The following is a 12,888-nucleotide window of genomic DNA, read 5'->3' as shown; positions in this document are numbered from 1 at the left end:
GAGTGAAATGGCCGTCAATCTGGTCAATGTCGAGCAGGTCAGCAAGGTGTACGGCACCCGTGCCCTGCTCGACGGTGTATCCCTCGGGGTGTCCGAGGGCGACCGGATCGGTGTCGTCGGCCGCAACGGCGACGGCAAGACGACGCTCATCCGGATGCTCGCGAAGCTGGAGGAGGCCGACACCGGCCGGGTCACCCACAACGGCGGGTTGCGCCTCGGCGTCCTCACCCAGCACGACTCGCTCGACCCGCAGGCCACCATCCGCCACGAGGTCATCGGCGATCTCGCCGACCACGAGTGGGCGGGCAGCGCCAAGATCCGCGACGTACTGACCGGTCTCTTCGGCGGCCTCGCCCTGCCGGGCTTCGAACACGGCCTGGACACCGTCATCGCCCCGCTCTCCGGCGGCGAGCGGCGCCGCATCGCGCTGGCCAAACTGCTCATCGCCGAACAGGACCTGATCGTCCTCGACGAGCCCACCAACCACCTCGACGTCGAGGGCATCTCCTGGCTGGCCGGACACCTGCGGACCCGGCGCTCCGCTCTCGTCTGCGTGACGCACGACCGGTGGTTCCTCGACCAGGTGTGCACCCGCATGTGGGACGTCCAGCGGGGCACCGTCCACGAGTACGAGGGCGGCTACAGCGACTACGTCTTCGCCCGGGCCGAGCGGGAGCGGATCGCCGCGACCGAGGAGTCCAAGCGCCAGAACCTGATGCGCAAGGAGCTGGCCTGGCTGCGGCGCGGCGCCCCCGCCCGTACGTCCAAGCCGCGCTACCGCATCGAGGCCGCCAACGAGCTGATCGCCGACGTGCCGCCGCCGCGCGACACGAGTGAGCTGATGAAGTTCGCCAACGCCCGGCTCGGCAAGACCGTCTTCGACCTGGAGGACGTGACCGTCCAGGCCGGGCCGAAGACGCTGCTCACGCACCTCACCTGGCAGCTCGGCCCCGGTGACCGCATCGGCCTGGTCGGGGTGAACGGCGCGGGCAAGACCTCGCTGCTGCGGGCGCTCGCGGAGGCGGCCCGCACGCAGGGCGACGTACAGCCCGCGGCGGGGAAGGTCGTCGTCGGCAAGACGGTCAAGCTGGCCTACCTCTCCCAGGAGGTCGCCGAACTCAGCCCGAACCTGCGGGTGCTGGAAGCCGTCCAGCAGGTGCGCGACCGGGTCGACCTCGGCAAGGGCCGCGAGATGACCGCCGGCCAGCTCTGCGAGCAGTTCGGCTTCTCCAAGGAGAAGCAGTGGACCCCGGTCGGTGACCTGTCCGGTGGCGAGCGCCGGCGGCTGCAGATCCTGCGGCTGCTGATGGACGAGCCCAACGTCCTCTTCCTCGACGAGCCGACCAACGACCTGGACATCGAGACCCTGACCCAGCTGGAGGACCTCCTCGACGGCTGGCCCGGGTCGATGATCGTGATCTCGCACGACCGGTTCTTCATCGAGCGGACCACGGACCGGGTGATGGCGCTCCTGGGCGACCGGTCGCTGCGGATGCTGCCGCGCGGCATCGACGAGTACCTGGAGCGCAGGCAGCGGATGGAGGAGGCGGTGACGCCCGTGTCCGCCACCGCCTCCGCGGCGCCGAAGGCCGCACCGGCCGAGGGTGTCTCCTCGCAGGTGGCGCGTGCCGCGAAGAAGGAGCTGAAGAAGGTCGAGCGGCAGCTCGACAAGGTGTCGACCAGGGAGACGGAACTGCACGCGCAGATCGCCGCCCACGCGACGGACTTCGAGAAGGTGGCCAAGCTCGACGCCGAGCTGCGTGAACTGGTGACCGTGCGCGACGAGTTGGAGATGCGCTGGCTGGAGCTGGCCGAGGACGCGTGACGCTCCGGAGGGCCGGCGGCGCGGGCCCCCGGTGTAACGGCTGGTGCCTGAGGGGCGGGTGGTAGAAAGAAGCCTTGCCCGGTCCAGGCACCGGACCGGGTGGGACCGCACGAAGGGGGACGTGCCGAATGACTCAGCCACCGGGCGGGCAACCGCCGCAGGGAAGCTTCGGGGCTCCGTACGATCCGTCCACGGGGAACCCCGGGCCGGCGCAGCCCGGTTACGGCTACCCGCCCACCCCCGGCCCGTACGGGGAGCAGCCGGGCCCGTACGCAGCCCAGCCGGGCCCGTACGCACCCCAGCCCGGCCCGTACGCACCCCAGCCCGGTCCGTACGCACCCCAGCCCGGTCCGTACGCACCCCAGCCGGGGCCGTACACCCAGCAGCAGCCCGGCCCGTACACGCAGCAGCCGACGGGCGGCCCCGTGGGGCCCGGCGGCGGCCGTTCCGGGCGCCGGACCCGCCTGGTCGTCGGCGTCGTGCTCGCCGTGCTGCTGACCGGCGGTGGCATCTGGTGGGCGGCGAGCGGCGACGGCACCGGCACGGGGCGGCCCGTCACCGGGAAGTCCGGGAACCCGTCCGGCGGCGGCCAGGGCGAAGGGAAGAACGGTGGCGAGGGCGACGGCCGGGGCGGCGCGCAGAGGTCGGGACCGACCGCCGCCGAACTCAACGCCGGGCGCAAGCCGGGCGAGGCCGAGGTCGCCTGGCTGCGGGAGAACGGCGTCGACCTCCCGCAGTACGGGGAGGAGACCTACGGCCCGTGGTTCGCCGGTGACCTCGTCGTCAAGGGCATGTACCGCAAGGTGTCCGGCTATTCCGTGGCCGACGGGGCCGAGAGGTGGAGCCTGCGGCTGCCCACCGATCTGTGCGCCGCGCCGCCCCGGCCCACGGCGGACGGCAGGATCGTCGTCGCCGTCGAGGACAACGTCTCGGAGCGCGAGGCGGAGTGCTCGGTCCTCCAGATGATCGACCTGCGCACCGGTAAGGCCGGTTGGAAGAAGAAGGTCGACCGGTCCGGCATGCAGGACGGGCTGTCGCACGTCGCCATGTCGGTCAACGGGGACACGGTGACCTTCGGCCGCACCAGCAACTCCACCGCCTACCGGATCAGCGACGGCAAGGAGCTCTTCGGCAGGCGGGAGGGCGTCTGCCAGCCGTACGCCTTCACCAGCGGCCCCCGGATGCTGGCCGCCGTCAGCTGCCAGGCGGAGCCCGTGGACCCGGTGCGCCAGCAGGTCCAGGAGGTCGACCCGGTCACCGGTGCGGCGAAGTGGACGTACGCGCTGAAACCCGGCTGGCACGTCGCGCACATCTACTCCACGAGCCCGGTCGTCATCTCGCTGAAGCAGGACGACAAGTGGGCCATCGTGATCCTGAACGCGAACGGCACCTACCGGTCGCAACTGGCCGGCGACGGCGAGAACTACGCCGTGCGGTGCACCGAGGACTCGGTGGACAGCGGCGGAAACCTCGACGACTGCGCCGGTGCCGTGGCCGACGCGAACAGGTTCTACCTCTCCACCCGGTCCGAGGACGACCTGAAATCCTCGACCAACAAGGTCATCGCCTTCGACCTCGCGACCGGCACACCGGTGTGGAAGGCCTCCGCGCCGTCCGGCCGGACCATGTGGCCGCTGCGCATGGACGGCGGGCGCGTCCTGGTCCATGTGGACGCCGGGTACAAGAAGGGCGGCGCGATCGCCGCCCTCGAACCGTCCCGGGGGACGCTCACGACCCTGCTGCGGCACCCGGATTCGGCGGCCGGCACCGAGGCCTCGCTCTGGTCACCGAGGGTCGCCTACGCGGACGGCCGCTCCTTCGTCCTGCCGCAGCGGATCAGCGAGGACGACGACGCGGAGGAGAAGGCGGCGACCGCCCTGATGGTCTTCACCGAACAGGCCGGTCCGGAAGTCGGTTGATAACTGGACATAGGGGAGAGGTGGGATCGGCGCTTCCGTGCCGGCCGGTCAAGAGCCCTCGTGCGGCGCATAGTTGACGCTGTGTCGGTGGGGCGGTGGGCCCACCACTCCCATGCGTGCGTAACGAGGGCATCACGGGCCGGTCCTCCCTTGGGAACAGGGGGTGGACCGATCCGGTGTTCGATGTGTCATGGGTGGTACAAAGAAGCCCCGCTCGACTGTCGTGACACTGCGGAAGCCATGCCCGATTCGCTCCTTTCCAGGGGTATTCAGAGAGTTCGTGTTTCCGATCCTCTGAGGCCCCCGGAATCGCGGGGGAGACCGGAACGGGCACCGGACCGCACGAAGGGGGACGTGCTGATGACCCAGCCGCCCAGCCAGCAACCGCCGCAGGGGGGTTTCGGGGCTCCGCAGGAACCGCAGGACACCCCCCGGCCTCCCCAGGGGCCGCCTCCGCAGACGCCGCCCCCGGCGGCCCCGCCGCAGATGCCGCCCACGCCCCCGCAGACCCCGCCGCCCGCCCAGCCCGGGTACGGCTACCCGCAGGCACCGGCCGGACAGCCGGGGTACGGCTACCCGCAGGGCTCCGGACCGTACGCGCAGCAGCCCGGCCCCTACGGCGCTCAGCCCGGTCCGTACGGCGCCCAGCCCGGCCCCTACGGCCAGCAGCCACCCGGCCCCTACGGTCAGCCCACGCAGCCGGGCGGTTACGGCTTCCCGCAGCAGCAGTACCCCGGCGCACCCGCCCCGGCAGGCTCCGGCGGCGGCCCCTTCAAGGGCAAGCCCGCGGTCGTCATCGGCGCGGCACTCGCCGCACTGCTCGTGGTCGGCGGTGGCATCTTCTTCGCCACGAACGGTGGCGACGGCGACGACAAGAAGCCGGTCGCCGAATCCAGCACCGGGGACGCGGAGCCCAGCGCCTCGCCCACCGTCGACGAGGGGGACGGCACCGGCGGCGGCCGAGAGGCGAACGACGACCTCAACGCCGGGCGCAAGGCCGGCGAGGCCAAGGTCCTCTGGCTCACGAAGAACGACATCGACCTGCCGCGCAACGGCGCGGACGTCTACGGTCCGTGGATCGTGGGCGACACGCTCGTCAAGGGCATGTACCGCTCGGTCGCCGGCTACTCCGTGGCCGACGGCAAGCAGAAGTGGACCCTCCCGCTGCCCGCCGACATGTGCGCGGCTCCCGGCACCGCCACCCCCGACGGCAAGCTCGTGATCGGTGTGAAGAACGGTACGACGGACAAGGCGGACTGCTCCGAACTGCAGATGATCGACCTCAGGACGGGGAAGGCCGGCTGGAAGAAGTCGGTCAAGAAGAACGGCACCTGGGACCTGATGTCCGACATCGGCCTGGCGATCAGCGGCGACACCGTGACCGTCGGCCGGACCGGCAACTCCAACGCCTACCGGGTGAGCGACGGCACGGAGCTGTTCGGCAAGCCGTCGGGTAACTGCCAGCCCTTCGCTTTCGCGGGCGGGGCCAAGCTGATCGCCGCGTCCAACTGCCGCACCGCCGACCCGGACAACCCCCAGCACCAGATCCAGGAGGTCGACCCCACCACCGGGAAGGCCAGGTGGACGTACACGCCCAAGCCCGGCTGGGAGGTCGACAAGGTCTACTCGGTCAGCCCCCTGGTCGTCTCACTGACGCAGCCCGAGGAGAAGAAGTGGTCCATCCTCGCCCTCAGGGAGAACGGCACGCTCCGCTCCCAGCTGGTCGGTGACAAGGAGGACAAGTTCTCCGTCGACTGCGGTCACGACTTCGCGATCTTCGGCCAGCAGCTGGAGGGCTGCACCGGCGTCGCCGCCGACGCCAACACCTTCTACATGATGACCGAGGACGACACGAGCGGCACCGGCCGCACGAACAAGGTCATCGCCTTCGACCTGAACACCGGCAAGCCCAAGTGGAAGGCCGCCGCACCCGCCGGGCGCACGATGAAGCCGCTGCGCATGGAGGGCGGCAACCTGCTCGTCTACCTGGAGCCCTCCTACGACAAGGGCGGGGCGATCGCGACGATCGCGCCCACCGGCGGGACCCCCGAGGTCCTGTTGCAGCACCCGGACTCGACGACGCGGATCGAGAACTTCTTCAGCGTCAAGGCCCTCTACGAGGGCGGTCGTTCCTTCATCATCAGCACGCGCGTCAGCGCGAGCAACGACGAGGAGGAGAAGGACCAGGCCACCATGATGGCCTTCGGCAAGTGACCGCCCACGTCGGCACCCGCAGCCCCTTCCCCCCGGACACCCCAGAGGTACGCACGCCATGACTCAGCCGACCGACGAGCCGCCCCAGGGCGGCTTCGGCGCGCCGCAGAACCCGCCCCCCGGCGGCTTCGGCGCACCCACCCCGCCGCCTTCCGACCCGCTCGCGAAGCAGCCCCCGGCCGCGCCGCCCACCCCGCCCGCCGGCGGCTACGGCAGCCCGCCGCCCCCGCCCCCCGGCGGATACGGCCCCCCGTCCGGCGGGTTCGGTGCCCAGGCGCCTGCGCCCGGCGGTCCGCCGCAGGACCCCGCCTACGGCTACCCGCAGACGCAGCCGGCGCAGCCCGGGTACGGCTTCCCGCAGGGACCGCCGCCCGGACAGCCCGGCATGCACCCGCAGCAGGGGTACGGCTACCCGACCGCGCCGATGCAGCCGCAGTACGTCCCCCCGCAGGGCGGGAGCGGCGGCGGGTTCACCACCCAGATGAAGATCATCGTCGCTGCGGCGGTCGCCGTGGTGCTGATCGTCGGCGGCGGGGTCCTCTACGCGACCGGCAGCGGTGACGACGGCGGCAAGGAGACCGAGGCGTCCTCGGCCGGTCCCACCGGCGGCGAGGGCGGCGAGGGCAAGGGCGGCGAGGGCAAGGGCGGCGGCACCGAGAAGGCGCCGGCCGACACCAAGTCCCGGGTCGGCTTCCAGCTTCCCCAGCCGGAGGTCGCCGACACCACCACCGTCGACGGCTCGTGGGTCACCGACAAGGCGTACGTGAAGACCGGCGTCTACGAGATCACCGGCTACGACCTCGACAAGGGCACCAAGCTCTGGTCGATCCCGCTCAAGGGCCAGCTCTGCGCCGCCTCCCGGCACATGAGCAAGGACTTCAAGACGGCGATCGCCTTCGAGGACGGCAAGCCGAGCGCGCAGGACAAGTACCCCGCGTGCACCCAGGTCGGCGCCCTGGACCTGACGACCGGCAAGCTGATGTGGAGCAAGTCGGTCACCTCCACCGCCAGCGGTGACGAGCCCGTACGGTTCGGCGAGATCACCCTCAGCGGCACCACGGTCGCCGCGGGCGGCACCAGCGGCGGCGCCGCCTTCAACCTCGCCGACGGGGCCGAGCTGTGGAGGCCGAAGGCCGACACCGACGGCTGCTACGACATGGGGTACGGCGGCGGCGAGGCCCTCGCCGTGGTCCGCAAGTGCGGCGGTTACGACGCCCGGCAGCTCACGGTGCAGGCGCTGAACCCGACCACGGGCGCACCGTTGTCCTCGTACGACCTGCCGGCCGGCGTCGAGTTCGCGAGCATCGTCTCCACCAAGCCGCTCGTCGTCGCCGCGGACGTCGGCGACACCGCCGGTGACGGCAGCGGCATCTCGGACTTCTTCTCGATCGACGCGGCCACCGGCAAGCTGATCGTGCGGATCTCGGCCGACGCGGAGAAGTACGGAGCGCGCTGCGGCTCCACCGAGGTCGAGAGCTGCCAGTCCCTGGCCGTCGGCAACAACCGGCTGTACCTGCCGACCGAGGAGCACGAGGGCGGAGGGGAGTACGGCGACACCAACGAGATCGTCGCCTTCGACCTGACGACCGGCAAGCTCGTCGGCGGCAGGGCGGACGCGGGCGACCGCTACACGCTGAGGCCGCTGCGCATGGACGGCACCGACATCATCGCGTACAAGGAGCCCCCGTACGACAAGGGCGGCCAGATCGTCTCCGTCGACGGCTCCACCTTCGAGGAGACCGTGCTGATGGAGAACCCGGACGACAGGACGGTGCGGGACGCGGAGACCAGCTTCTCCGGTGACTACGCCGAGTACATCTACGAGAAGGGGCGGCTGTTCATCTCCGACAAGATGGTCAGCAAGCCCAGCAAGAGCGGACTGGGCGACAAGCGCTACCTCGTCGTCTCCTTCACCACCCGCTGACCCGTGCGCGGGTGAACCGCGACGGTGTGCAGCGTCGGCCCTGCCGGTTGATCATCCGACCGGCAGGGCCGATCGTTTTCCGCCCGGCACGTGGGTCCGACAGACGAGAAAACGGCATTCCGAGTGGCTTCTGCCCGGTAGCGGGCGCGGCACCTCGACCAAGCGTGTAACTTGCCGGGTCAAGAGGGCCGGGGGGCCTGTTCCGGGGTCACACAGCGGTACGGCGCTGTACACAGGGGGGCTATCTCGATGGGCGTGCGGCTCATGGTGGTCGACGACCACCGCCTGCTCGCCGAGGCGCTCGCCTCGGCGCTCAGGCTGCGGGGTCACCGGGTGCTCGCGGCGGCCGCGCCGACCGCGGGGTCGGCCGAACTCGTGGTCAGCCGGGCGCCGGAGGTCTGTCTGTTCGGTACGGCGGCCCCGGCCGAACCGGGGGCCTTCGACCCGATCGTACGGATCGGGCGGGAGCGCCCGCAGGTGGCCGTCGTGGTGCTCGGGCCGGTCCCCAGCCCGCGCGGTATCGCCGCCGCCTTCGCCGCGGGGGCCGCCGGCTACGTGCGTCACGACGAACGCATGGAGGGCGTCGAACGCGCGGTGACCAAGGCGCGGGCCGGAGAGGCCGCGATCGCCCCGCAGTTGCTGCGGGGCGCGTTCGCGGAGCTCCTCCACCCGGCCGTCCAGCCGGACGACGAGGGGCAGCGGCTGCTGGGGCTGCTGACCCCGCGCGAGGTCGAGGTGCTGGTCCGGATCGCCGAGGGGGAGGACACCCGGCTGATCGCCGCCGGAATGGCCGTCGCCGCCAGCACCGCCCGTACTCATGTGCAGCGCGTCCTGATGAAGCTGGGCGTCGGTTCCCGCCTCGAAGCCGCGGCCCTCGCCGCCCGTACGGGCCTGCTGGACCGCGCCCCGTCGCATCCGGAGCAGGACGGCCGTCACTGACCGCGTGACCCGCCCCGCCCCCGGAGGACGATGACATCGCCACCCCTGGGGGGCCGACTTCTTACGCGGCCGGGTGGTCCGGCCGACGCGCACGGCGGGCCGGCCGCCCCCGACGCCCCCGGCTTCATGCTCCGTCGGGCAACCGGGTACCGCTCGTCGCGCGAACCGAACCCGACGGAGCCCCCGCCCGTTCGTCCGTCGACGAAACCGTGCCGGTGGGCCTTTCTGTTCGCTCGTGGCCAGGCGGTGGGAAGCAGCCACAGCCGCGGCCTCTGCTTGCCGTACGCGGCCCGCAGGGCGGGCGCAGCATTGACTAGCGTGTTTGCTTGTGATTTGTTATGTGCGCTTATGTTGGAGGGTGATCCCATGGAGGAGCCTGGTGAAGAAGACGGTCACAACGCTTGCCGACGGCCGTGAGCTGATCTACTACGACTCCGCGGACGACACCGTCCGCGAGGCCGTCGACCAGCGGCCGCTCGACGCCGTCTCGACGTCCTCGGAGATCCGCCGCGACCCGCTGCTGGGCGACTCGGTGGCCGTCGCCTCGCACCGGCAGGGGCGGACCTACCATCCGCCGGCCGACGAGTGCCCGCTCTGCCCCTCGCGGGACGGCCGGCTGAGCGAGATCCCCGACGCGCACTACGACGTCGCCGTCTTCGAGAACCGTTTCCCGTCCCTCGCCGGTGACTCGGGCCGCTGCGAGGTCGTCTGCTTCACCTCCGACCACGACGTGTCCTTCGCCGGGCTCACCGAGGAGCAGGCCGCCCTCGTCCTGGAGGCCTGGACCGACCGGACGGCCGACCTCGCCGAACTCCCGCAGGTCACCCAGGTGTTCTGCTTCGAGAACCGGGGTGCGGAGATCGGTGTCACGCTGGGCCACCCGCACGGGCAGATCTACGGCTACCCCTTCGTCACCCCGCGCACCGAGCTGATGATGCGCTCGGCCGGGGCCCACCGCGCGGAGACCGGCCGCAACCTCTTCGACGATGTCGTCGCCCGGGAGCTGGCCGACGGATCGCGCGTCGTCCTGGAGGGCGCGCACTGGGTGGCGTTCGTGCCGTACGCGGCGCACTGGCCCTACGAGGTGCACCTGTACCCACGCCGCCGCGTCCCCGACCTGCGGGAGCTCGACGACGCGGCCCGCACGGAGTTCCCACAGGTCTATCTGGAACTCTTGAGGCGGTTCGACCGGATCTTCGGCGCCGGGGAGCCGCCGACCCCGTACATCTCCGCCTGGCACCAGGCACCGTTCGCGGTGCCCGGGCGGGAGGAGTTCGGGCTCCACCTGGAGCTTTTCACCATTCGGCGCACCTCGGGCAAGCTGAAGTTCCTCGCGGGCTCCGAGTCCGGCATGGGCGTGTTCATCAACGACGTGCCGCCGGAGGCCGCGGCCCAGCGACTGCGAGAGGTAGCGAGCGAGTGAATAACCTCGGTAAGAAGTACCTGGTCACAGGCGGTGCGGGATACGTCGGGGGTGTCGTCGCCGCCCATCTGCTGGAGGCCGGTCACACCGTGACCGTGCTGGACGACCTGTCGACCGGTTTCCGCGAGGGGGTCCCCGAGGGGGCCGAGTTCATCGAGGGCCGCGTCCAGGACGCCGCGAAGTGGCTCGACGCCTCCTACGACGGAGTCCTGCACTTCGCCGCGTCCTCCCAGGTGGGGGAGTCCGTGGTGAACCCGGAGAAGTACTGGGTGAACAACGTCGGCGGGACGACCGCCCTGCTCGCCGCGATGCGCGACGCCGGGGTGCGGACCCTGGTGTTCTCCTCCACCGCCGCGACGTACGGGGAGCCGGTCTCCAGCCCCATCACCGAGTCCGACCCCACCGCACCCACCAACCCCTACGGGGCCACCAAGCTCGCCGTCGACCACATGATCACCGGGGAGGCCGCCGCGCACGGCCTGGCCGCGGTCTCCCTGCGCTACTTCAACGTCGCCGGCGCCTACGGCAGCCACGGCGAACGCCACGACCCCGAGTCGCACCTGATCCCCCTGGTGCTCCAGGTCGCGCTCGGCCGGCGCGAGTCGATCTCCGTGTACGGCGACGACTACCCGACACCGGACGGCACCTGCGTACGCGACTACATCCACGTCGCCGACCTCGCCGAGGCCCACCTGCTGGCCCTGGACGCCGCCACCGCGGGCGAGCACCTGATCTGCAACCTCGGCAACGGCAACGGCTTCTCCGTACGGGAGGTCATCGAGACCGTCCGGCAGGTCACCGGCCGCCCCGTACCCGAGACCACCGCCCCCCGGCGCGGCGGCGATCCGGCCGTACTCGTCGCCTCCGCAGCCACCGCCAGGGAACGGCTCGGCTGGAAGCCGTCCCGCGCCGACCTGGCCGGAATCGTCGCCGACGCCTGGGCGTTCGCCCGCCGAGAGGAACGCACCACCTCATGACCGAGTTGACCGAGGCTCTGAGCGACACCGCTCTGACCGCCGCCTTCGCCGAGCTGTACGGGACCGCGCCCGAGGGGATATGGGCGGCACCCGGACGGGTGAACCTGATCGGTGAGTACACCGACTTCAACGACGGCTTCGTCCTGCCGCTCGCCCTCCCGCACAGCGCCCGCGCGGCCGTCGCCCGCCGCACCGACGGCGTACTGCGGCTGCACTCCACCGACGTGCCGGGCGGAGTCGTATCCCTGCGTGTCGAGGAGCTGGCCCCGCACGCGGGCCACGGCTGGGCGGCCTACCCGGCCGGTGTCGTCTGGGCGCTGCGCGAGGCGGGGCACCCCGTCACCGGCGCGGACATCGAGCTCACCTCGACCGTCCCCGTGGGCGCGGGACTCTCCTCGTCCGCCGCCCTGGAGGTCGTCACCGCACTCGCCCTGAACGACCTCTTCGGGCTGGGCCTGAGCGCACCGGAGCTCGCGGTCCTCGGCCGGCGCGCCGAGAACGCGTTCGTCGGTGTGCCGTGCGGGGTCATGGACCAGATGGCATCGGCCTGCTGCACGCGGGGACACGCCCTCCACCTCGACACCCGCGACCTCACCCAGCGCCAGGTCCCCTTCGACCTGGCCGCACAGGGCCTGCAGCTCATGGTCGTCGACACCCGGGTCAAGCACGCCCTGGGCGACGGCGCGTACGCGGAGCGCCGGGCCGGTTGCGAGGCGGGAGCCCGCGCCCTGGGCATAGGAACCCTGCGCGACCTTCCGTACGAGGGACTGGAAGCCGCGCTCGGCACCCTGGCGGCGGCCGGCGAGGACGAGTCCGTCGTCCGCTACGTCCGTCACGTCGTGAGCGACAACCACCGGGTGGAGCAGGTGATCGCGCTGCTCGACGCGGGTGAGGTGCGGGCGGCCGGTCCGGTGCTCACCGAGGGACACGTCTCCCTCCGCGACGATCTGCGGGTCTCCTGCCCCGAGCTCGACCTGGTGGTCTCCGCGGCGAACGCGGCGGGGGCGCTCGGCGCGCGGATGACGGGCGGCGGCTTCGGCGGCTCGGCCGTCGTGCTCGTCGAGGAGGCCGTGGCGGACACGGTCGCCAAGGCCGTGTCGGAGGCCTTCACCTCGGCCGGCTACGCCACCCCGGGAATCTTCCCCGCGGTTCCTTCGGCGGGGGCCCGGCGGATCGCTCCAGCCGCTTGACGAGGATGTACTCGACGACGCCGGGCGGGTAGTCGGCGACCTCACCGACCACCTCGTACCCCTTCTTCCGGTAGAAGGCGGGGGCCTGGAAGTCCCAGGTCTCCAGCCGGGAGCGGGTACAGGCCCGGTCGTCGCGGGCGAGGCGCTCCGCCTCGCCCAGCAGGCGCGAGCCCAGCCCGCCGCCGCGGTGGCGGGGATCCACCCAGAGCAGGTCCACGTGGAGCCAGTGGGCCCAGGTCCGTCCGGCCAGCCCGCCGGCGAGCGCCCCCTCCTCGTCGAGGAGCCAGACCTCCAGCGGGAGTTCCCGCTCGGCCGCGGTGGTGTGCAGGGCGCGCAGCTGCGGTGATCCGTCCCGGTTGTCCTCGTGCAGCCGGCGACCCAGCAGAACACGACGTTCCTTGTCCACTTCTGTTTCAAGACGGAACATGCATCACACCCTGAACACCGTCACCTGTCAGTTCTTCGAATCGCCTTCCG

Annotated in this window: 8 protein-coding genes and 1 pseudogene; 8 read left to right on the top strand and 1 reads right to left on the bottom strand. The window is 71.6% G+C overall.

Going from position 1 to position 12,888, the window contains the following annotated elements:
• Positions 1-7 precede the first annotated feature (7 nt).
• The 8 genes from ACH4VO_RS20950 to galK all read left to right on the top strand — a co-directional run bounded on the left by ACH4VO_RS20950 (position 8) and on the right by galK (position 12,411).
• Positions 8-1,825, top strand: coding sequence for an ABC-F family ATP-binding cassette domain-containing protein (locus ACH4VO_RS20950; protein WP_360987167.1), 1,818 nt, complete (start codon positions 8-10; stop codon positions 1,823-1,825).
• Between the two features lie 128 nt (positions 1,826-1,953).
• A complete protein-coding gene (locus ACH4VO_RS20945; RefSeq protein ID WP_360987169.1) occupies positions 1,954-3,744 on the top strand; it encodes a PQQ-binding-like beta-propeller repeat protein in 1,791 nt (596 codons plus the stop codon).
• 360 nt (positions 3,745-4,104) lie between these two features.
• On the top strand, positions 4,105-5,958 hold the full coding sequence (locus ACH4VO_RS20940) for a PQQ-binding-like beta-propeller repeat protein (RefSeq protein WP_360987171.1): 1,854 nt from the start codon (positions 4,105-4,107) through the stop codon (positions 5,956-5,958).
• A 58-nt stretch (positions 5,959-6,016) separates the two neighbouring features.
• The gene (locus tag ACH4VO_RS20935; RefSeq protein ID WP_360987173.1) at positions 6,017-7,882 is read left to right on the top strand and encodes a PQQ-binding-like beta-propeller repeat protein; all 1,866 of its coding nucleotides are present in this window, start codon (positions 6,017-6,019) and stop codon (positions 7,880-7,882) included.
• Positions 7,883-8,131: 249 nt separating this feature from the next.
• On the top strand, positions 8,132-8,821 hold the full coding sequence (locus tag ACH4VO_RS20930; protein WP_360987175.1) for a LuxR C-terminal-related transcriptional regulator: 690 nt from the start codon (positions 8,132-8,134) through the stop codon (positions 8,819-8,821).
• A gap of 379 nt (positions 8,822-9,200) precedes the next feature.
• Complete coding sequence (gene galT, locus ACH4VO_RS20925; RefSeq protein WP_360987177.1) at positions 9,201-10,244, top strand: galactose-1-phosphate uridylyltransferase; 1,044 nt, start codon at positions 9,201-9,203, stop codon at positions 10,242-10,244.
• Entirely contained in the window at positions 10,241-11,221 is a 981-nt protein-coding gene (gene galE, locus ACH4VO_RS20920; protein WP_360987179.1) for a UDP-glucose 4-epimerase GalE, read from the top strand. The genes galT and galE overlap by 4 nt, the downstream gene beginning before the upstream one ends.
• Positions 11,218-12,411, top strand: coding sequence for a galactokinase (gene galK, locus ACH4VO_RS20915; protein ID WP_360987181.1), 1,194 nt, complete (start codon positions 11,218-11,220; stop codon positions 12,409-12,411). The genes galE and galK overlap by 4 nt, the downstream gene beginning before the upstream one ends.
• Here galK and ACH4VO_RS20910 read toward each other — a convergent pair.
• Positions 12,401-12,838: pseudogene (locus ACH4VO_RS20910) on the bottom strand (GNAT family N-acetyltransferase); the annotation flags it as partial. The gene galK and the pseudogene ACH4VO_RS20910 overlap by 11 nt on opposite strands.
• Positions 12,839-12,888: the final 50 nt, after the last annotated feature.

This window comes from Streptomyces sp. NPDC020780 (assembly GCF_044334475.1).
Lineage (GTDB): Bacteria > Actinomycetota > Actinomycetes > Streptomycetales > Streptomycetaceae > Streptomyces.
The sequence above is the reverse complement of the archived record's forward strand: the minus strand, read 5'-3'. Positions and strand labels throughout refer to the sequence as shown.